Below are 22245 nucleotides of genomic sequence, written 5' to 3' on the forward strand. Positions count from 1 at the left end.
TTTCTGAGACCTCCTTTTCACCCCGAAATTGGAAAAATTCGTCAAATGCGTTTGGTGATTCAAGAAAATTTCATTACAATATATCAGAAGAATACGGCATACCCTGCCTTCTAGATCAGTAAGCCAAACATGACACAGAAATCATCCAAAAAGCGGACTCCCGATGTGATCGACGTCGTGGTCAAAAAATCTCTTTCTGAACTACCTGATGAAGAGGTCCGTGATGAAATTATCCTTGATGATGCCAAGGAACAAGAAAACCACCCTGAAAGTGAAGAAGACTCCGAAGACCAGGCGAAGTGGGATCCAGTCTCAACCGCACTGACTCCGACTACAACGCTCAGTCGATACTTAGCCGAAGTCCGCCGTTATCCATTCCTTTCGAAAGAAGAAGAGCTTCAACTCTTTCATGAATATCAGACGTTAGGGACACGAGAGTCTGCAGTGAAATTAATTTTAGCTAACCTTCGTGTGTGTGTCTCCATCGCCTCGGAATATGGTCTTGCCGGTATTGATCAAATGGACTTGATCCAGGAAGGGAATGTGGGGCTTTTGCAGGCCATGAAGAAATTTGATCCAACAAAAAATGTTCGCTTTTATGCCTATGCAGCCTGGTGGGTTCGAGCCTTTGTGCTGCGGTATCTCCTCAATAATTTTCGTCTTGTCAAAATAGGCACAACCCAGGAGCAACGACGCCTTTTCTATAACCTTCGTCGCGAAAAAGCCAAACTGGAACGACAAGGCTATGTCCCCGACCCAAAGTTACTGGCAGACCGGTTAAATGTGCGTGAACGAGATGTTGTGGAAATGGATCAACGTTTAGGAAGTTGGGAACTTTCCCTCGATCAGCCTATGACTTCGGACGGAGAAGGCACGTTTCATGACCTTCTTCCCTCTACCCAAGCTCCCATTGATGACCAATTGGCTGATACACAGTTGCGTCTTCTCTTCCGAAAAAAGTTGGCAGAATTTGCACAAACACTATCAGAGCGAGAGGAGGACATTCTTCGCAATCGACTCCTATCGGAATCTCCCGTGACCTTAGAAGACTTAGGAAGAAAATATATGATTACCAAAGAGCGGACTCGTCAACTGGAGGCTAAAATAATTAAGAAGTTACGAGAGCTTATGAAAAAGGATATCCAGGATTTTGAACATCTCAGAAAATAATGCTGTAAGTTCATATACCTACGAAATTGTTTCTCTCAAGAATTAAGGGTGCTTTCTTTTCTAAAAAAATGGACCTCCGCCTCTCGTCCTTATTGAAAATCTTATCCTTCCCTCTTGACTTCAATTCATCCAGACTTATCTTTCCGTGCAAGTTGACACATTTTTGAAACATCAAACAGGTGTGCGTCATCCTAAAAGTTAGTACTCACCATTTCCTTATTCAATTAGCAACAACCAAAGAAGGAGGCAGACATGGCAGCCACAAAAGAGAAGGAAAAGAAGGAAGCCAAAGAAGGAAGTAGCGCGAAGGGATTCCGTCCCTTAGGGGATCGTGTGTTCGTAGCCTACACGGAAGAATTAGAGCGGACAGCAGGCGGAATTTACGTGCCGGATTCAGCTCGTGAAAAACCACAAAGAGGTACTATCGAAGCTGCAGGCCCTGATGTTGAAAATGTGAAAGTTGGCGATCAAGTCCTGTTTGACAAGTATTCTGGGACCAAAATTAAGGTTGAAAACGATGATTGTTTAATTTTGAAAGAAGAAGATATTTTGGGCGTCTTCGAAAATTAAAACCACCATCAAGTTCAAACTCACTTTTTTAATTGGCATTCCACATCACTAAAATATGTTTTTAAAGGAGGATATGTATGGCTAAGCAGTTGCAATACAGTGAAAAGGCACGTGCGTCTATATTGAGCGGAGTGAATCAATTAGCAGATGCAGTGAAGGCGACATTAGGGCCAAAAGGCCGGAATGCGATTCTCGACAAGAAATTTGGTGCCCCAACCATCACCAAAGACGGCGTGACGGTAGCCAAGGAGATCGAGTTAAAGAATCCGTATGAAAACATGGGCGCGCAGCTTGTTCGGGAAGTGGCAAGTAAAACAAGTGATACCGCTGGTGATGGGACCACGACTGCGACAGTTTTGGCCCAGGCCATTTACCGTGAAGGGGTCAAAAATATCACGGCAGGCGCCAATCCAATGGAGATTAAGCGGGGAATTGATAAAGCTGTTGAAGTTGCGATTGAAGAATTGAAAAAGTTCAGCAAGCCCTGCCAGACCAAAAAGGAAATTTCTCAGATTGGTTCAATCTCCGCCAATAATGATCACACCATTGGTGACCTGATCGCCGAAGCAATGGATAAGGTGGGAAAAGATGGCGTCATCACCGTAGAAGAAGCCAAATCCATGTCGACATCCTTAGATGTAGTCGAAGGAATGCAATTTGACCGCGGGTACATCTCTCCCTATTTCGTGACCAATGCAGATCGAATGGAAGCTTCATTGGAAGACGCGTTCTTACTGATTGTGGAAAAGAAAATCAGCGCCATGAAAGACTTACTCCCTATTCTGGAGCAAGTTGCGAAAATGGGGAAACCGTTAGTCATTATTGCTGAAGATGTCGAAGGCGAAGCCCTGGCAACACTGGTAGTCAATAAACTTCGTGGCACATTGAATGTGGCAGCAGTTAAGGCTCCTGGCTTTGGTGATAGACGAAAAGCCATGTTGGAGGATATTGCCACTCTGACAGGCGGGCAAGTAATTTCTGAAGAAGTAGGCCTCAAACTCGAAAGTGTGAAGCTGACGGACCTCGGTAGGGCCAAACGGGTGAACATTGACAAGGACAATACCACGATCGTGGAAGGAGCTGGAGATCCGAAACGAATTGAAGGTCGTGTCAAACAAATTAAAACACAGGTTGAGGAAACCACATCCGATTACGATCGGGAAAAATTACAAGAGCGATTGGCGAAAATGGTGGGTGGCGTTGCTGTAATTAATGTAGGCGCCGCAACGGAAACAGAAATGAAGGAAAAGAAAGCCCGTGTGGAAGATGCCCTTCATGCGACCAAGGCCGCAGTAGAGGAAGGCATTGTTCCGGGCGGAGGCGTGGCTCTCCTTCGTTGTGTTCCGGCTCTGGATAAAATGAAATTAGACCACGATCAACAAGTTGGCGTGAATATCGTCAAGCGTTCCCTGGAAGAACCAATTCGACAAATTTCCATCAATGCCGGCGCCGAAGGTTCTATTATTGTGGAAAAAGTTCGACTTGAATCCACAAATCGAGGATACAATGCTGGAACCGGAGAATTTGTGGATATGGTTGAGGCCGGTGTGATTGATCCAACCAAGGTGGCACGTTGCGCGTTGCAAAATGCTGCTAGTGTTGCGGCTCTCATGCTCACTACGGAAGTTATGGTCACTGATATTCCAGAAGCGAAATCAGAAGGTGCTGGGATGCCTGGCGGTCATGATCACGGCATGGGTGGCATGGGCGGCATGGGCGGATTCTAAAATCCAACTCACGAATTTAGTGAAAACCCCCTGGAGGATTGGATCCTCCAGGGGGTTTTCTATTTCTGAATCTTTAATTCCTTCGCAGATCAGACAGTAAACTTCCAAGTTAATTGATAGTTGCCCTCCATAAGGAATAGTTTTTGACAAATTGTTTGGGTGATGTGGTATAAGGAAATCCATCATTATGAAACCTTTTTATGGTATTGATGCGGCATTCCCTATCCTTTGATCCAGATTCAGCAAACTATGAATTTATACCCAAACACAATCAAGGTCATTTTTGGTCAAACAAAATCCTATCGGATATTAATGTGGGCAATTGTGGCTTTTCTCGCGACCGAAAACGACTTGCTTGGACTTATCAATAAGGGTGAAGCAGCCGATGCCCAGTCGCGAACAGAAGCGAATTGTACCATTGGTATGGTAAAAGGCGAGGCCAAGGCTGAATGTCGAGTTCCCATTCCCAATGGCTGTACTGTTGCCCAGTTTCCTGGATATCCCGAACCGTGGGTTGATATTTCCAAAGGAGGGAGAACCTCTTGCCAATTTGACGAGAAACAAACCGACTGGGAAACGTCAATTGTCGGCTCATGTCAAGCTTGTACCACCGAGCAATGTACGGGAAGATTTATCGTGATGTTTAATTGTGCGAACAATGTTCCTCCTGCTAATCCGGGAACCCCTGGACAAAAATAAATCTCGAATTAATCCTGAGGAGGAGTAATCATGTCTCCTCGGTCAATCCTGGCAAATCAAATCAAGGAAGAGGCCCGCCGACTAGGCTTTGATGCTGTTGGGATTGCTCGTCTGCCACCGCCTCTACCCACCACACTCTTCCCTCCGGCTCAAAATACGATTTCCCATGCAGAGGAATCGATTACCTTGCGGTTATGGGAACGGCTAAAAAAATGGCTGGACTTAGGCTTTCATGGATCTATGGAATGGTTAGCCAAGGATCCGAAACGCCGCTCCAACCCAGAAGAAGTTCTTCCAGGTTGCCAATCCCTGGTAGTCGTGGGGATGAATTACTACACTGGTCATACTCCGGATGAGTCAAAGACGGCTGGACGAATTGCCCGATATGCCTGGGGGAAGGACTATCACGGGTTCATGAAGGACCGGCTTAAACAGTTAGAAAATTTCCTTCACACACACGTACCGGATATTCAGACCCGGAGCTATGTGGATACGGGGCCCATCATGGAAAAACCGTGGGCCCAGGAAGCCGGCATTGGCTGGATCGGCAAACACACCAATATCGTTTCCACCGAGTTTGGGTCTTGGCTGTTGCTCGGAGAAATTCTAACGACCATGCCATTGGATTTTGACGAACCCGCCATGGATTTATGTGGAACATGCTCTCTCTGTATTCAGGCTTGTCCCACTGGAGCCATCGTGGAACCCTATCTCCTTGATGCGGAACGATGCATCTCATATTTGACGATTGAATATCGTGGTAGTGCAGATGACCTGCCAACCGAGTTGAGAAAAAAAATAGGCAATAGAATTTTTGGTTGTGACGATTGTTTGGATATTTGTCCTTTTAATGTGAATGCAAAAGCCACTACGGAGCCAGGATTCCAGCCATTTCCATGGACATTACATCCCCAATTACCTGAATTGGTTAATCTGACAAAAGATGAATTTCAATCACTCACGACAGGGAGCCCCTTGCGCCGCCCTAAACATGAGGGCTTTATCCGAAATGTACAGATGGGACTCGATAATCACCCTCCACGGATTCCTTTATCGTAATTCGATCACGGTCACACCGTCCCCTCCCTCAGCTGGATCGCCGGGTCGAAAGCTTTGAATATAGGGAGAGGATTGACAAAAAGTTCGAATTCCTGTTTTGAGTGCACCAGAACCCTGGCCATGGATGACTTTAAGATATTTTGCTTGTGTGACCAGGGCGTGGTCTAGGGCCGCAAGCGTCATCTCCATCGCATCATCCAACCTGAACCCACGAATACACAGTTCCTGTTGATATTGCCCTGTTGCCTGATGAGCGCTTGGGTGACTTGTCTCAGTGGAAATTGTGGAGGGAGACCGTTTCCGACTCAATTGTTGTGGCCCTGACAAAGATTTATTGCCGGAAGAAGCCGTGGCTCGACGTACGGCTGAAGGAGCGGTTTTAATTGTCTGGGTACCCACACGAATGGATACCTGCTTTTTCCCTTCAAGACTTTCCTGCAAGATCCCTATCGTCCCCAATAGATCAATTTCCACAAGGTCCCCTTCGTGTAGAGGTTCAGATGATTCCAGGGAATTATTGGGGAGGCGGGAGAGTATTTCTTGATTCACCGAACCAATCGTTTGCTGGATAGACCGAACCTTCGAAAGAGTTTTGTCCGTTTTTAAGTCATTGATGATTTGATTAAGTTGCCGTTGTGCTTTGGAAAATTCTTGTTGCCACTGCTTCCGATATCGTTGCCGGTCTTCCCGTTCCTGCGCCCGCAATTGATTGCGAGTGACTTCCGCCTCATCAAGCAGGTGCTGTGCCTCTAGACGAAGGTGTTGGGCCTGTTCACATTCACGTTCTAAGCGAGTATGTGTGTTCTGCAGAGCCCGGAAGATCGCATCAAAATCGTAGTCTTGTCTTTGTATCAAAACTTGGGCAGATTGAATGATTGCAGAATCCAACCCCAATCGTTCCGCAATCTCCAAGGCTGAAGACCCCCCAGGAATTCCGTCTATGAGCCGGTACGTTGGAGTGAGAGTAACCATATCGAATTCCTGACTGGCATTCCGAACATGAGGATTTCGAAAAGCAAGGGTTTTCAAGGTGGGATAATGCGTGGTCGCGATAATCGTACACCCGAATTCGCAAAGACGGGTTAAGAGGGCTTCAGCTAATGCAGCGCCCTCAATAGGATCCGTCGAGCTCCCGACTTCGTCCAGGAGTACAAGGATATCCCTGCTCACTGGTTTCGCTGGCGTTCCGATATTTTTCAGTAAGGCGATCATATTGAGAATATGGCCCGAAAAGCTGGATACATCTTTACTGAGATCTTGAGAATCTCCGATATCCGCAAACACCTGTCCAAACAGTGCCATCTTAGAATCGGGGCCACAAGTCGGGTGAAGCCCAACTTTCACCATCATCGCGTATAATCCCACAAGCTTCAATGACACTGTCTTCCCGCCCGCATTTGGTCCAGAAATGATGAGAACTGTGGTATCGCCCTCAATACGAATAGAATTGGGTATGACGTGTTCCTTGGTCAACGCCAGGAGGGGATGCCTGGCTTGGTACAGATCAATACAATGTTCTTGGGTAAGGTGAATGGGAGAGCCATGCGTTTTAATGCTCAAGCGTGCTTTGGCCATGAGGCAATCGAGATCGGCCAAGCAGTCCAAATTTTCACGGATGGACCAAACATGTTCTGCGACACGACTGGACAAATCTTGCAGTATATGCCTTTCTTCCTGAGCCACCTGCAAGTCGGCAAATTTAATGGAATTATTTAATTCAAAGAGATGACGGGGTTCAATAAACACCGTGGCTCCACTACCGGAAATGTCATGGACAATCCCATCAATCGCATGTTGTCGTTCGGCTTTAATCGGAATTACGTATCGATTCTCACGTTCAGCAAAGTATTGTCCTTGAAGAAGATCCTCATATTCTTGAGAAGCCAACATCCCTTCCAACTGTCGACGCATGGTTTGACGAAGCCCCTGACGTTTCTGTGTCAATTGATAGAGCTCAGGACTCGCTGATTCTCGCAGATGGCCGTTGCGATCAATGCACGAATCAATCATGTGCTTGATCCACATCAGATCTTGAAGTTTTTCACAACGAACTCTGATCATCGGAAAGAGGGAGCCATGAATCTCCAGGTGGTGTCTGATCGTATGACCCAGGCCTACAACCGAAGCAATATCTCGAAGATCCGGACCGTCCAGAACTCCTTCTTTTTCAGCCCGTGCCAGCACATTTCTGATATCGGGAAACACCATGGAAGGCAGAGGATGGGTGCCTTCGAGGATATCAACCATTTCTGTGGTTTCTTGTTGTTGAATACGGGCAGCCTGAATGTCCGCTGCGAAAACGAGCGCACGACAGCGAGCGGCCCCCATCGTGGAGGCGGCTTCATTGGCAAGGCAATCGATCAAAACAGGCCATTCCAGGACCCGTTCTGTGTGTTGAATCATGCTAGACACCTTTTATTTTAGCGTGTCAGTTCAAAAAGACGTTCCAAGCGGAACAAGCCTTGGATTTAGCGGCGAGATTTTCAAAAAAAAGGGTGAATAAAAAAATGTACTGGAAGGATATAAAAGCAAAGAGTCCCTGGCAAGTAATCTACTGCAAACGTAAAGACTACCCGAGAGGCCGGCGCAACGTTATTTTTTCATAGAATCAACGGAAAGCTTGAGATCTTCAATGGCCTTTTGAATGTTTTCCTTGATGTCCTGCCAAGCGGTTTCACTATTGTCACGAAGTTGCTCAATTCGAGGAATGAGGGTATCTTGTTGCTTTTTGAAATTATCGAGTTGGGCTTGAAGTTTGGCTCGGGTTTTTTCTTGTAACTCAATGCTTTGATCCCGGAGTTTCTGGATTTGTATTTCTAAATCAGTAATTTGTTTATTCAGACTCTCCGTGGATAAATCGTCTCCTCTAGCTGCAACCGATCCTGTTTTCTTGCCAGCTGTATCTTCTGCCGAAACAAATGCCGCTCCGCTTCCCAGGAACAGACAGGCCATAATCCATCCCATTCCCAGCATAGAGGCGGCACTTCTGGTTTTTAGCAAAAAGGCTTGGTGCATATTGAATCCTTTCCTCCCAAAACCCTGTTTTTTCGCCTGCTCAAATTTGATGATTCTCATGGTTATCAAAGCAGAGGGTTCCACAAAAATTGTATGGAAATTCAAACGATGCCTTGCTCCAATGACAAACTTACCTTAGAATGCCCTCCCGTAAAATAAGGATCCATATGACTCAAGAAGACGCTCGCGCCTATCTCAACTATCTCCTTACCCTCCATCTACGCCAGGAGGAAGCCTTTGGTCCATTAGGTTTAGCATTTGTCAAGGAGAACGACCTGAACAAATTATCCCTCCTTCCTGAGGAACAGTTTAATTTGTTGATGGCTATAGCGACGGTCTTCTCTGCAGAACCCAAACGTTACACCATGAAATTAGAATTACTGCAAAAAGCCTACCAACTTTTACCGCAAACACGCTACCACGATCCTGAATTAGGGCGGGACCTTGAGCATTTAATCAGAAAAACTCAAAGTGATCTTCATCGCTACAATGAAGCGATGAAGGTGGCCCGGGCACAATCTCCAGATCGACAAAGCTTAATTGTCGAAACCGATATCCCTGAATATTTTCTCGAAACCGCACAAAAGCGGGCCTCAGCCTATTATCAAGAAAAATATCGATTGACCAAAGAGGCAAAAACTGCCCAGCATTTCGGTGGAGCAGCGAAAAATTTTGAACCGGACAATCTGGCGATCCATAAAGAATTTCCCGGTGCCTGCGCTCCATTTATCAATGCCCGGACGAATGCTTTTCATATTGTTTTACCTTTTGACTTAAAAATCAGCCGAAGCCCGGAAGATCCGTTGGAAGCTGGAATTCGAATTTTCTATGGAAAAATGGGATATTCATTTCCTTTGCGCTATGAGATGGGGAAATTATGCAGTTACCATGACGGCCAAGTGCTGGATGTGGATCTCCGCGATCCGAATCTTATCTTTTTCTCTGTATCGGGCATCAAGGACCCAGAGTTTATCACCCACGCCTCTCAAACCGACCCCTCTCTCCCACCGGAACTGGTCTACCCCATGGCCGTCTTAGAACACACCGGTAGTTTGGGACCCTTTATTCAGGTTAGTTGTAACATCAAGGTGTGGTTCGATGCCTCTATGGTTTCACTCCTCATTCAAGGTGCGCCGGATCTCCCCGATTATGGATTGCAAGGCGGAGCGGGCCTCATGACCAGAACGTACGCTTCCGATAAAGTTGAATCATATGTGCACAATTTATCTCAACCCTGGCAAGAAGGCTTGAGTTTTAACTTCATAAATCTCCATCTTCAATTAAGCCGTGGCATTGACAGCGCAGTTATCCCCTGTGGAACACCCATCTTTTCAGTATATCCGGTATTCAATCGACAGAGCTACCGCTTTGTCGACCGTCGAACGATGGACCAGGCTCCTTAAGGATCCATGGCTAACTGGTGAGTCCATGAGACTCATGCGCTTCCCAAGATCATCCAACTCGACAAAACACCTTCCCTTCACACTCCTGCGGGAAATACGAGTCATGAATAGTGGTATGCCAGTCAAAAGGATTTGTCTTATCCTGACTTTCCTGCTCATGGCTGGATGTGCAGGTGGCCAATCTCGAACCGAGCCAATGATCCCTGATACAATTCAACAAGGCGTGGCTTCCTGGTATGGCCCAAATTTTCATGGTAATCCGACTGCCAACGGTGAACCCTACGACATGTGGGCACTCACTGCCGCACATCGTACGCTACCATTCGGAACACAGGTCCTCGTTCAAAGTCTCGATACCGGGAAATCAGTAACCGTTCGCATCAATGATCGTGGTCCTTTTATTCGGGGTCGGATCATTGATCTGTCCTATGGAGCTGCCCGGGAGTTGGCCATGATTGGAAGAGGAACGGAAAACGTCAGTTTAACGATCCTCGAATCGACAAACGCAAGTTCAGGCTATATGTCGAAGGGAGGGTTTGATCATTATTGGGTGCAGGTAGGCTCTTTCTCGACTTTAACTCAAGCGGTCGCCTTGCATGAACAATTGGCTTACCACTATCCCAATATACGATTGACGACCGTGGACCTTCCCTCCGGACAATGGCACCGTGTTCAGATTGGGACATTTCCCTCTCAGGAAAAGGCCAAAATCGTGGCGATAGAACTGGAAAAACAATACGACCTTGACTCTCTTCTGATACAAGGTAACTGACTGAAATAAAAGAGCAAATCTGATAATTCATCCGGTATAATTGCCTTAAACCAATACCCTATGGTACTTTGAACCCAATCAAGCACTGAGGGCTCAAAACCTCTCATCAACAATGAGACTTTTGGCCTTATTATGAATCCCTCTCATACTCTTCTGATACCAACTTCCTCCAAGACCAGACTACCAGATCTTGCAGCTTTACTTGCTGTAACGACATATCTTTGTCACGTCGGAGCTCGTTAAGCCCTCTATGGATTTTATCGCCGTCCTTATTTGTCTAGGACTTTCCGCCTTTTTCTCCGGGGCGGAGATTGCATTTTTTTCAATAACGGAAAGCCGGTTAAAAACCCTGGCCGATGAAGGCCATAAAGGGGCAAAACTTGCCCTGAAATTACGGTCAAATCCACAACGCCTTCTCTCGACAATTCTGATTGGTAATAATTTAGTCAATATTATGGCGGCCTCCATGGCAACCTTGATTGCCATTCGCATGTTTGGGTCTGAGGCCGTGGCTGTGGCTACGGGTCTCTTAACCTTTATGGTCCTGTTATTCGGTGAAATTGTCCCAAAAACGCTTTGTGCCAAATATTCTGAAACGGCCGTGCAATTACTGGCATACCCCATATATCTCCTCGAACAATTATTTTTTCCGTTCCTCTATTTCCTGGAACCGTTTATTTTAAAACTCACAGGTGGTCGGGGGTTAACCGTTCCTTTTATCACGGAAGAAGAACTCAAGATCATGCTCGATGCCGGAGGAAAAGCGGGGGTCTTGGAAACAGATGAAGTGAAAATGATTAAAAACGTGTTTGATTTTAATGACGTGACGGCTGAAGATGCGATGACGCCGAGGATATATATGTTCGCTCTCGATGGCAATCAAACACTTGGAGAAGCCCGGGAAGAATTATTTAAAGCGAAATATTCACGGATTCCCATTTACGAAGGAAATCCGGACAATATCACCGCCATTCTCTATCGCAATCATGCCTTGATGGAGCTGGCTCAAAGTCATACGAACCTCACCCTCAAATCATTAGCGAAACCGGCATTATTCATCCCCTCTACCAAAACGGCTGATGATTTATTGAGGCAATTCCAACAAGAAAAACGACACATTGCAATCGTGGTCAATGAGTTTGGGGGAGTGATGGGGTTAATTACCGTCGAAGATCTTCTTGAAGAAGTAGTTGGAGAGATTCTCGATGAAGGCGATCTTAGCGAAGAATGGATTCGCCGGACGGGAAAAAATCAAATATTAGTGGATGGGCGAACCGAAGTACGCCGCATCAATGAATTTCTTAAGGTCGAACTCGACGAGGAACAAAATACGATTAGCGGACTTATCCTCGAAGAATTAGGCCATATACCTGCTGTCGGTGAGAAAGTTCAAACGGACAATTGCCTTTTAATTGTCCAAGAAGCTGATGAACGCTCTATCAAAGGTGTCCAAATCATCAAGGAAGAACCTGTTCCCGAAACGCCTCCCACCGAACCCTCTACGGTGTCTTCAGAATCCTAACAAAAACTTTCCGGTTGTATAATGTGTTCTGTTGGTAAAATTTAACATCGCTCAATCCTAACAAAGAAATTGATCTGGCCCTTTCTTGCAACCCACGCTAGTGCATGATGAGGCAAAACCTTAGCAATAATTATTCGATAAAAACCTTACTCGTTGGATGATGAAGATAGAGTGTTCCCGGATTGAATGAATAAGGAAAATTCATTTTCATCTAAAATTCTGACTCCTAATGTGGTGGCCCTGTCATATTTAGAGCCGGGGTCTTCGCCGGCTATGAGGTAATCTGTCTGCTTACTGACGCTGGAAGTGACACGTCCACCTAACTCTTCAATTCTGCGTTTCGCCTCCTGACGGGAATAGCCCTTCAACGTCCCGGTTAACACAAATATCTTCCCCCTCAACGGTTGAGCGTGCGTCTCTGACATCCTTGCTTCCTGTTGAACCCGAACTCCCAATGACTCCATGTGTTGCCAAACCTTCAAATTACGGGATTCTTGAAAAAAATGAGTCACGCTCGCAGCAATCTCTGGTCCGATGTCACGGATTTGCAACAGTTCCTCTTCGGTAGCCTTCTTCAAATTGTCGAGTGAACCAAAATTTTTGGCCAAAACTCTGGCGATATGAGTCCCCACATGACGTATGCCGAGGCCAATCAGAAGGCGCGCGAAGGGAACCTCCTTACTCCTTTCGATTTCTTCCAAAAGTTGACTCGCGGATTTGTCTGCAAACCCTTCTAATTGAAGAAGGTCGTCAATACCTAATGTATACAAATCAGATAAATCCTTGACGAAGCCCTTGTCGACCAACTGTGCTACCGTTTTTTTTCCAAGGCCTTCGATATTCAAGGCGCCTTTTGATGAAAAATGTTCAAGCGATCCTTTGAGTTGCGCTGAACATACCGTTTGGCCGGTACAGTACAGAATTGGCCCTTCCTGAATGGTATGGGACTGACACACCGGACAGGTCGTTGGCGGCTGAAAAGGAGCTCCACGCTCTTCACCCGGCACAGGCACGCGTTCCACCACATCTGGAATGACGTCCCCTGCCCGTTCGACTTTTACGGTATCACCCACCCTGACATCTTTACGGGCGACTTCCTCCACATTATGCAGTGAGGCCCGACTCACCGTCACACCACCGATTTCCACCGGATCCAATATGGCAATGGGGGTGAGCGCCCCGGTCCGACCAACCGACATGGCAATCTCCTGAACTTTGGTCAGTTCCTTTCTTGGAGGAAATTTGAAGGCAATGGCCCATCGGGGACTGCGTGACTTTTCGCCAAGAGCCCTTTGCCAATCGAACCGGTCAATTTTGATGACGATACCGTCAATTTCAAACGGCAGGACGTCCCGTCGTTCAAACATTTCCCGATGAAAGTCCAGAGCTTCCTGAATGGAGGGGCAGTGCCGACGAAATTGAGGGACGGGCAATCCCCATGCCTCTAGGCACGTGACCGCTTCATAATGGGTGCTGGGTCTAATTGACCCAGGGCTCATGAAATCGTAGCAGGTGATGTTCAGCGGGCGGGTCGCGGTAATAGCCGGGTCCAATTGGCGTAATGTTCCGGATGACGCATTACGCGGATTGGCAAAGGGTTCTTCCCCTTGTTCGGTTAAGCTTCGATTCAATCTGTGAAAATCCTGGAGCTTCATAAACACTTCACCCCGCACCACCATATGGGAGGGAAAAGCCCCACCTTCCTTCAACTGTAATGGCAGGGCGCGAATCGTACGAAGATTGCGTGTCACGTCCTCCCCTATAGCCCCATTTCCTCGCGTAGCTCCTCGCACAAATATGCCATGGTCGTAAGTGAGGGCCACAGATAATCCATCGTATTTGGGTTCAGCCGAATAGCTCGGCTTTTGCACGTCTAATTCCCGGCAAACCCGCTGATCGAACGCCAATACGCGCTCTTCATCCATTTCCGAGTCCAAACTAAGAAGAGGAAATTCGTGTGTAATTTTACTGAATTGGGCAAGTGGCGCCCCCCCCACCCGCTGGGTTGGCGAATCGGGTGTCCTGAGGTCCGGGTATTGGCTCTCTAAGTCTTGCAGTTCTCGAAAAAGGTGGTCATATTCAGCATCAGAGATTTCCGGTCGGCTTCGAACATAATACAATTCATCATGTCGACGGATGGCATGTTTTAACTTATCAAGCTTCAGTTGAACCTTTGCGTGTGGCACAGCACGAGATGGAGGAGCCTTGGAAGAATCCTCTCCTCCTGCCTCGTCAGGATTATTCTCGAATAAATTTGGCTGCATAACTTCGGATTTCGTGCCCATTTAACACATGAAATTGGCGTAGACGAGCAATCGTCTGCCCTGAAAACCGATGTAAGGGAATGGGCAGGAGCTTCCGGCCGAAGCGACGGGCCATCTTTCGCCAGGCCCAAGTCAACGGAACCGGCGAGACGACAGCTACAACGGGTTCTTGTGAATGGGCGCAGGCTCCCGCCAGCAATCGTTCTTCGAGCGATGTCGCAAAATCGAATAAGGGATTTTCCCATATATCAGGAATAAGGCGAGGGGGAAACAGGAACAGTGCGCCTCCATAGCATGCCTGCCCGATTCCTGGACCGACCATGTTCGGCGAAAAGGGGGTTGCGTAAAAACTGAGAGTGGACTCTTCCTGATGTTCGGCATACCAGGTCGTTTGCCAGGAAAACTTCTGGGGATCAGCCGGCACCTCAAAGAAAAACACCAACGCTTCAATGGTTCCTCGCATGGGAGGAATCACTTTGACATGAATATCGCGCACGGATCGTTGTGGGGAAATAGCCCACTGGCGCAAAGTCGCCCGCAGATCAATTCCATCTTCCAGCGAGTTGTTAAATCGTTCAATCCTGCCTAAATCTGCCCCCAAGACCTGTCGACTATGCTGTCGAACATGCGATGCAAAAGATTCAATGCGCTGATCTTCCGGAGGCCAGGAACACTGGCGGGAAGGATTCCATTGTTGTGCCCAAGCTTGTGTTTTGGGTCTTGAGGGATCAGGCCGGAGGGTGACACGGCGCCAAACCAAAGGGTCACCTTGCAGCCGATTCACAGCGGGGAGAATGTTGCCACCAGGGTCTTGAAGTTCGCCAATTCCCATCAACACATCAGGCCTGGTATCCAATATGGATGGTTGAGTTTGGTAGTCATAGGTTTTGGCGGTTTCCAATAGCCTGAGGGCAAATTCATCTCCAGCCATTTGCTTGGCAGCTAGAACCAAGGTATACAAATCCGGTTTAAGCCGATGCTCGAGAAGTGTCAGGTTCCGCACATATTGAAAATAGCGTTGCAATAATTGTGGAGTGACCCAATTGGTTTCGTGCGCGATGGTCGTGGAACGAGACGCCAGCCACCGGGCCCGTGCTTCCAGAACCAGTTCTTTGATGGCATCAATAGCCAAATGCGTATCGGCGCGGGCTTCTTCCCTTCGTTGTTCATAGAGATGGGTGACATAGGGTAATTCGCTCAACGCAAAGTAGAGGGAAGATGGTTCGACCTTCCACCACTCGGGAAGACTTATGTTCTGCTCGGGTGAAATATACGGCATCCGCTCGTGATAGGCCTGACGCACCCAGGGCCAATCCGTCATTGGGCAGAGAAAAAGAATGGCCGAAAAGTCCAGTTCGAGTTCATGAAGTCGAAAGGCCATCCAACGGATGCGTTCCCAACGAGAAGATGAGTCTTGAGGAGGCGGCAAAAAAGGAATGGTGGCAGCAGAGAAGGCTGCCAAAGGCACAGCCTTTAAGGTATAGGGATCAGGCCCGACCCAGGAAACGGGATGGTAGCGCCGGACCTCACGATCAACATAGGCTCGCGGGATCATTTCCGACATGGCTGATCGAATCCCCATAATCACCGGTTGGCAGGGATCAATCGACACATAAGAGCAGCTCGAGATTCCATCGTCATGTTGTTCTGGAAGAACCACCAGACTGATAACAGGCAACTGGTCAATCCCCTTTTCCACAAGGGATTGCACCGATGGTGGGAGAGGAAGGACCACACAATCAATGTGGCGGGACACAATAATCTCGCGGACGACATGAGCCATATCTCCACTTCCATGCACGACAGGTAGGACGTGAATATTAGAGGAGAGGGCAAAAATTGTGTCTGGAGTCAACGAGGAGAGAGTCATGGTGCGTCCTGGAGGAAAAGCTGGGCGGCTTCCACACTCAAGAATTAGAGGATGGGCCATGCATCAGGGTCACCAAGGGTTACAGGTCCGAAAGCCTACTGGTCAGGGTGCAGGGGATGGTCCTCTTCAAAGAAGAAATCCCCCAATCCTTTCGGGAGAGCATGCCCGTGCAATGTTTGGGACCGGCGTTTCGCTAACACCTCCAGATCCTGTGCTTCTTCCCCCAAAACATTGATCAGGGCTTCCTGCCAAGCCGGGTCACGGGCCACGGGATGGTGAGGGTCTTGGGCCATCCGTTTCATCGCGTATTGCACCATGTGCATCCCGTCCCGAATGGAGAACGGGAGATCTAGTTGATGCGCTTTTTGAAGAAAATTCACCGTGAGCGTGATTAATTCCGCAGAGGCAAACGGGAGGTGATACCGCAAAATGGCCAATTCATGTTCCTTGTTAGGGAATTCAACTTTCAACGTCGGTTGCAGGCGAGACAGAATATAATCCGGCACCTCGTAGGTTGAGGCATCTTCATTCATCGTGACACAACACCGAAAATTTTCATGCGCATGAATTTGAACACCCGCCACGACCGAATCGACCGAGCGTCGATGATCAAGCAGGGAGGCAAGGGAGGCCCAACTCTTTTCATTCATCCGGTTGCCTTCATCAAGCAGACAAACATGGCCGGTCATCATAGCTGTGACTAAGGGAGAGGCTTGATAGGTAATCGTGCCTCCCTCAGAAATGACCGGGGAGACGAGAAGGTCTTCCGGCCTGGTATCAGCCGTACATTGATAGATGAAGAGTTCCTGCTTCCGCTCCTGAGTGGCCGCCATGGCGAGTGTGGTCTTCCCCACACCCGGTTGACCGATAATTCTCGGTGATAAAGGCACATCTTTTTCATCAACGATAATCCAACAGGCGAGAAGCTGACGTAAAATTTCTTGATCGCCCATCCAGGCTTGCGTGTGTGTGAGGGGACGGGCCAGGCGAACCGCAACCTGCCCGATGTGCATTACCGAAGAATCCGCAGAATGTGAAAATGGAGAGGTCATAGAAAAGGACGAAGACAAATAGTAAGTGAAATTATCACAGCCATTTTTCTATGGTCAATGAATCGTGGTGTTCGGCAACTCCTGCCGGTGTGCAAAATAGTTGTTTGACATTATCCCTATTCCGAATTATTGTGTAGCAAAAGGTGACCAGATGGTGAAGATGTTCGCCTTTTCGTTATTGACCACTGTCCCTAAAGGAGGGATACATATGAACCTCAGAGGAGGAACGCATAATATGGTGCAACCATTGTTCGGGGGACATCAAGGAGATCCCCAATCATCGGGCTGGTTTGGATACCTGAAAATTGCAGCTGGCGTACTGGTCTGTAGTGGAGTCTTGACCGGATGCGTCAGCACAGAAAAGTTTGAAGCCGAGAAGGCACGCGCGTTAAATTTCCAAAGGCTTTTAGCGCAAGAAGAAAAACGAACCGGTGAATTAAATGTGAAGTATCAAGACACGCAACGACAACTGGGGTCATTGGAATCGCAAAACCGAGATTTAAATGCCGAATTAGAAGCGTTGCGCGACCAATTGAACCGTTCCCATGACGAACTTTCGCGTGTAAGAGAGGGAGGGATGGGAAAATCAGATGATTTGAAACTTTCCGAACCTTCGATCTCGGAATTTGGGCTGAATGATCTTGACTTTCAAGATTCAGATATGACGAAACTTGATTCGGACTTGAATTTGGGGGACAGCATTCCTTTAGATTCACCGAGTATGGATACCATGGGAAGTCTTGATGAAGGGTCACATATTGTAGCTAAAGGCGAGACCCTCTACCGGATCTCCAAAGAGTACGGCGTGTCAATCGCCGATCTCAAAGCCTGGAATCAGTTGACGGATAACACCATTCACGTTGGACAAAAGCTTATTGTCAGCGGTCAGTAATTTCAGCTCCATTCATTCTTCAAGCTAAGGTCGGAATCCCAAGGAAAGCCGCTTCCTTCGGTTCCGGCCTTTTCTTGTTCTACCCTCGAGAAGACGTGTGTCTCACTGGCACTTTCGTTGACACCTCATAGGCCATATGCTACCGTCAAAACCATGAAAAATGCTTATTATTCAGTGAGTTTTGAGGAATTTTGCCAATTCGCCTCACAAGGAAACCTCATCCCCCTTTATCGAGAAATTCTGGCGGATTTCGAGACGCCTGTATCCGCATTTTCAAAAATTAATATGGGACCTAATGCCTTTTTATTTGAAAGTATCGAAGGGGGGGAAAACTGGGCACGATATTCCTTCTTGGGTAGTCACCCTTCCGTCATGTTGTGGGAGGAGAATGGGGAAGTAATCACCCAAAAAGGCCGGAAACAACACCGTGTCCCGCTGCAGGACAACCCCTTGGACCATATTCAGAATACCATGGCAGAGTATCATCCGGTTGTCGTACCCGGTTTACCACGATTTGTTGGTGGTGCAGTGGGTTATTTGGGTTATGACGTGGTCAGGTCTTTTGAACCGGTTCCGTCTCGAGCGAAACCCGGGATTAAAACTCCCCTCTTTGCGTTTTGCATTACGGACACCTTACTCATTTTTGACAATGTCGCCCATACCCTCAAAGTCGTGGCCAATGCCCATATTACTTCTGCAAAAAAGACCCAACTTCGCCAGATCTATCAAGACGCTATCAAGCGGATTGAATCAATCATTGCCAGACTTCATAAACCAACCAGGCGACCTACGGCCTCGATTCGACGTGCGCCACTCAAATTTCAATCCAACCTGTCTCCTGAGGACTTTGAAAAAATGGTGCTTCGGACGAAGGAATATATTCAGGCCGGGGACATCATCCAGGGTGTCATGTCCCAACGCTGGCAAACCACCATCCACACTGATCCCCTGGAGATTTATCGAGCCTTGAGGGTCCTCAATCCCTCACCCTACATGTTCTATTTACGCATTGCCGGCATCGAACTCGTGGGATCTTCTCCGGAAATCCTTGTGCGATGCGAAGAAGGCAACATTGTGGTGCGACCCATTGCCGGAACCCGTCCCCGTGGCCAAACGCCAGAAGCTGACAACTCATTGGAGCAGGATCTCTTATCTGATCACAAGGAATTAGCCGAACATGTCATGTTGGTGGATTTAGGCCGCAATGATGTGGGTCGAGTGGCCAAAGCCGGAACAGTCAAAGTTGAACGGTTCAAGAAAGTTGAACGGTATTCCCATGTCATGCACATTGTGTCTCAAGTCAAGGGAGAATTAGATCCGCGATACACAGCCTATGATGTTATGAAGGCGTGTTTTCCGGCCGGCACCGTGTCCGGTGCGCCGAAAATCCGAGCCATGCAAATCATTGAGGAATTGGAACCCACTCGTCGGGGACCTTATGCGGGAGCGGTCGGATATTTTAGTTTTTCCGGGAATATGGATACCTGTATCAATATTCGTACGGTCGTCGTTCAAGGACAAAAGGCGTATATTCAGGCCGGTGCCGGAATTGTCGCGGATTCTGACCCTACCCGCGAATATGAAGAAACTCGAACAAAAGCCGGCGCCATGATGAGAGCCATCGAAATGGCCGAACGTGGTCTCGCGTAAAAAGGCTTGAGAAGAACCCTATGATTCTGGTCATCGACAATTACGATTCGTTTACCTACAATCTTGTCCAATATCTTGGAGAGTTGGGAGCCGATCTTAAGATTTTTCGAAATGATGCCCTCACTATTGATGACATTCACCGCCTGGCACCTGAGCGAATATTAATCTCCCCCGGCCCCTGCACGCCAAACGAGGCGGGCATTTCTGTTGCGATCATCAAGCGTTTTGCCGGCCGTCTTCCCCTCTTTGGTGTCTGTCTCGGGCATCAATCCCTGGCCTATGCGTTTGGAGGTCAAATTATTCGAGCCCCAAGACTTATGCACGGGAAAACCTCCATGGTTCATCATGACGGAAAAACAATTTTTGAAGGCCTCCCGAATCCCTTTGAAGCCACCCGATATCATTCCTTAATCGTCAAGCGTGAAACCTTGCCCACGGACTTTGAAATTTCAGCCGAAACCGTAGAAGGCGAAATCATGGGACTTCGACATACCCCAACCGGAGCGGAAGGTGTGCAATTTCATCCCGAGTCGATTCTCACCACGTCAGGGATGGACCTTTTGCGGAATTTTTTATTATTACCCGTCTGCTCTTCAACCGACCACTAAATCCAAGACTTTTCAGTCATCTGTCCATGAGCCTGTTCACATGCCCCTACTCAAAGACCACATCGCCAAATTAGCCGAGGGCCTCGACCTCTCAGAACTCGAAGCGGAAGAAGCCATGCGGGAAATCATGCAAGGAGGGGCCACTGAAGCCCAAATTTCAGCCTACTTAATGGGGTTACGCATGAAAGGCGAAACGATCGATGAAATCACCGGATCAGTGCGAGCCATGCGCGAACGGGCGATTCGGATCCCAATTGCCGATCCTCAGGTAGTGGATACGTGTGGAACCGGTGGGGACAAAAGCCACACGTTCAATATCTCTACGGCTGCCGCCTTTGTCGTGGCTGGAGGGGGGATGACGGTTGCCAAACATGGAAATCGCTCCGTGTCCTCTCAATCAGGGAGTGCGGACGTGTTGGCCGCCCTTGGTGTGAATATCGACTTGTCCCCTGAAAAAGTTGCCGATTGCATCAATGAAATTGGCATTGGGTTCCTTTTCGCACCACTGTATCACGGGGCCATGAAGTATTGCGCCAAACCTCGGTCGGAATTGGGGATCCGTACCTTGATGAATATCATGGGACCGCTGGCCAATCCGGCACGAGCTACGATTCAGATTCTGGGAGTGTATGATCTAGCCCTCAACGAAAAGTTGGCTCAGGTTCTAGTAAGGTTGGGCACACAACATTGCTTTGTCCTTCATGGGATGGACGGTTTGGATGAAATTTCATTAACCAGTCGCACCGGGATTGCTGAAGGAAAAAAAGGACGAGTACTGAGCTATTCCATCGGGCCGGAAGATTTCGGTCTTCACCCGGTTACGCCCAAAGAACTGTTGGGAGGAAACCCGGAAGACAATGCCCAGATCATTCGCGATATTTTTCGAGGACGAAAGGGTCCCAAACGGGATATTGTGTTGATGAATGCCGCACCGGCCTTTATCGCCTGCCAGAAAGCGACCTCGTTGAAAGAAGGATATGAAGAAGCCGGTCGTGTGGTGGACAACGGAGCCGCATTCGAAAAGTTGGACAAACTCATTTCCCTGACCAAAAAGTTGGCGGCATGATTCTTTCGCGTATTCTCGAACATAAAAAAGCCGAATTGCGTCGAAAACAGAGTCGGGGGTACCTGGCTGAACTCAAGGGCCGCATTGATGATCGAACTCGACCTCTGGGTTTTATTCAAGCATTAGAGGCAGGGCGGACGTCAACAGCTCCGGCATTAATTGCCGAAGTCAAAAAAGCTTCACCCAGTCAGGGCCTGATGCGACCGGAATTTCACGATCAATTTGAGCCGGTGACCATCGCCTCTCAATATCGAGAGCATGGAGCAAGTGCCTTATCCGTCCTCACCGATCAGGATTTCTTTCAAGGGAACTTGGAGTATTTGCACAATGTCAAAGAGGCGGTTCACCTTCCTACGCTCAATAAAGAATTTATGGTTGAGGAGATTCAATTTTATGAAGCGCGAGCCTATGGAGCGGACTGTGTGTTACTGATTGCGGCCGCGTTGGATCGATTCCAGCTTGAAGACTTTTTTACAGTTGCGCAAGACTTGTCACTTGATGTGCTCTTTGAAATTCATAATGAACGGGAATTAGATACCGTCCTTGAAAGGGTGCCCTTGGCCAGACTTATCGGCATCAACAACCGGGATCTCAAAACCTTTCAAACAGATTTAAGTGTCACCGAGCGGCTGGCCAAACGTATGCCGGCAGACACATTAATTGTCAGTGAAAGTGGTATCCACAACCGCGAGCATGTTGTGCGGGTACTGGAAGCCGGAGCCAAAGCCATGTTGATCGGTGAGTCGTTATTGCGCGCAGACTCGATTCAAACCAAAATTCAGGAATTATTACATCCCCCGCCATCTCCAAAACAAGAAGCATCCACCACTCGTTGGGTTTAGGATTCGATGGTAGGGGGACTCTCGACGGTACCTATTCTCTTTGCGAAAGACCGGTCAAATTACT

General features: G+C 47.9%; 18 protein-coding genes. 13 read left to right on the forward strand and 5 right to left on the reverse strand.

From position 1 onward, the window contains the following. Positions 1-129 precede the first annotated feature (129 nt). The 5 genes from ACTRXD_RS05840 to queG all read left to right on the forward strand — a co-directional run bounded on the left by ACTRXD_RS05840 (position 130) and on the right by queG (position 5225). A complete protein-coding gene (locus ACTRXD_RS05840) occupies positions 130-1170 on the forward strand; it encodes an RNA polymerase factor sigma-32 (protein ID WP_442430902.1) in 1041 nt (346 codons plus the stop codon). Positions 1171-1422: 252 nt separating this feature from the next. Continuing rightward, positions 1423-1740: a GroES family chaperonin gene (locus tag ACTRXD_RS05845; RefSeq protein ID WP_312641348.1), complete on the forward strand. Its 318-nt coding sequence runs from the start codon at positions 1423-1425 to the stop codon at positions 1738-1740. 77 nt (positions 1741-1817) lie between these two features. Next, positions 1818-3467, forward strand: coding sequence for a chaperonin GroEL (gene groL, locus ACTRXD_RS05850; RefSeq protein ID WP_442430903.1), 1650 nt, complete (start codon positions 1818-1820; stop codon positions 3465-3467). A gap of 324 nt (positions 3468-3791) precedes the next feature. Beyond that, positions 3792-4166 carry a hypothetical protein gene (locus ACTRXD_RS05855; RefSeq protein ID WP_442430904.1) on the forward strand — a complete coding sequence of 125 codons (375 nt, stop codon included), beginning with the start codon at positions 3792-3794 and terminating at the stop codon, positions 4164-4166. Between the two features lie 30 nt (positions 4167-4196). Beyond that, positions 4197-5225, forward strand: coding sequence for a tRNA epoxyqueuosine(34) reductase QueG (queG, locus tag ACTRXD_RS05860; protein ID WP_442430905.1), 1029 nt, complete (start codon positions 4197-4199; stop codon positions 5223-5225). Here queG and ACTRXD_RS05865 read toward each other — a convergent pair. After that, positions 5217-7628: an endonuclease MutS2 gene (locus ACTRXD_RS05865; protein ID WP_442430906.1), complete on the reverse strand. Its 2412-nt coding sequence runs from the start codon at positions 7626-7628 to the stop codon at positions 5217-5219. The genes queG and ACTRXD_RS05865 overlap by 9 nt on opposite strands. Before the next feature lie 189 nt (positions 7629-7817). Next, positions 7818-8240, reverse strand: coding sequence for a hypothetical protein (locus ACTRXD_RS05870; RefSeq protein ID WP_442430907.1), 423 nt, complete (start codon positions 8238-8240; stop codon positions 7818-7820). Between the two features lie 167 nt (positions 8241-8407). Between ACTRXD_RS05870 and ACTRXD_RS05875 the strand changes: the two genes are divergently transcribed. From ACTRXD_RS05875 to ACTRXD_RS05885, 3 genes are all read left to right on the forward strand, one after another. Further along, positions 8408-9643: a hypothetical protein gene (locus tag ACTRXD_RS05875; protein WP_442430908.1), complete on the forward strand. Its 1236-nt coding sequence runs from the start codon at positions 8408-8410 to the stop codon at positions 9641-9643. Between the two features lie 115 nt (positions 9644-9758). Next, on the forward strand, positions 9759-10415 hold the full coding sequence (locus ACTRXD_RS05880) for a septal ring lytic transglycosylase RlpA family protein (protein WP_442430909.1): 657 nt from the start codon (positions 9759-9761) through the stop codon (positions 10413-10415). A 250-nt stretch (positions 10416-10665) separates the two neighbouring features. Next, positions 10666-11937 carry a hemolysin family protein gene (locus tag ACTRXD_RS05885; RefSeq protein ID WP_442430910.1) on the forward strand — a complete coding sequence of 424 codons (1272 nt, stop codon included), beginning with the start codon at positions 10666-10668 and terminating at the stop codon, positions 11935-11937. A 146-nt stretch (positions 11938-12083) separates the two neighbouring features. On the opposite strand, the gene ligA is transcribed toward ACTRXD_RS05885, so the two are convergent. From ligA to ACTRXD_RS05900, 3 genes are all read right to left on the reverse strand, one after another. Next, the gene (gene ligA / locus ACTRXD_RS05890) at positions 12084-14222 is read right to left on the reverse strand and encodes an NAD-dependent DNA ligase LigA (RefSeq protein ID WP_442430911.1); all 2139 of its coding nucleotides are present in this window, start codon (positions 14220-14222) and stop codon (positions 12084-12086) included. Beyond that, a complete protein-coding gene (locus ACTRXD_RS05895) occupies positions 14176-16071 on the reverse strand; it encodes a hypothetical protein (RefSeq protein WP_442430912.1) in 1896 nt (631 codons plus the stop codon). Before ACTRXD_RS05895 ends, ligA begins: the two co-directional genes overlap by 47 nt. Positions 16072-16166: 95 nt before the next feature. Beyond that, positions 16167-17084 carry an AAA family ATPase gene (locus tag ACTRXD_RS05900; RefSeq protein WP_442430913.1) on the reverse strand — a complete coding sequence of 306 codons (918 nt, stop codon included), beginning with the start codon at positions 17082-17084 and terminating at the stop codon, positions 16167-16169. A 247-nt stretch (positions 17085-17331) separates the two neighbouring features. Here ACTRXD_RS05900 and ACTRXD_RS05905 point away from each other — a divergent pair, with 247 nt between their 5' ends. From ACTRXD_RS05905 to trpC, 5 genes are all read left to right on the forward strand, one after another. After that, positions 17332-18015, forward strand: coding sequence for a LysM peptidoglycan-binding domain-containing protein (locus ACTRXD_RS05905; RefSeq protein WP_442430914.1), 684 nt, complete (start codon positions 17332-17334; stop codon positions 18013-18015). 153 nt (positions 18016-18168) lie between these two features. Further along, positions 18169-19665 (forward strand): anthranilate synthase component I, encoded by a 1497-nt coding sequence (gene trpE / locus ACTRXD_RS05910; protein ID WP_442430915.1) that lies wholly within the window; start codon positions 18169-18171, stop codon positions 19663-19665. Positions 19666-19685: 20 nt separating this feature from the next. After that, on the forward strand, positions 19686-20273 hold the full coding sequence (locus tag ACTRXD_RS05915) for an anthranilate synthase component II (protein WP_442430916.1): 588 nt from the start codon (positions 19686-19688) through the stop codon (positions 20271-20273). A 40-nt stretch (positions 20274-20313) separates the two neighbouring features. Continuing rightward, positions 20314-21339, forward strand: coding sequence for an anthranilate phosphoribosyltransferase (trpD, locus tag ACTRXD_RS05920; RefSeq protein ID WP_442430917.1), 1026 nt, complete (start codon positions 20314-20316; stop codon positions 21337-21339). Next, on the forward strand, positions 21336-22181 hold the full coding sequence (trpC, locus tag ACTRXD_RS05925) for an indole-3-glycerol phosphate synthase TrpC (RefSeq protein ID WP_442430918.1): 846 nt from the start codon (positions 21336-21338) through the stop codon (positions 22179-22181). Before trpD ends, trpC begins: the two co-directional genes overlap by 4 nt. Positions 22182-22245 lie beyond the last annotated feature (64 nt).

The sequence above is a fragment of the Nitrospira sp. T9 genome, assembly GCF_052156535.1.
In the GTDB taxonomy this organism is placed as follows: Bacteria; Nitrospirota; Nitrospiria; order Nitrospirales; family UBA8639; genus Nitrospira_E.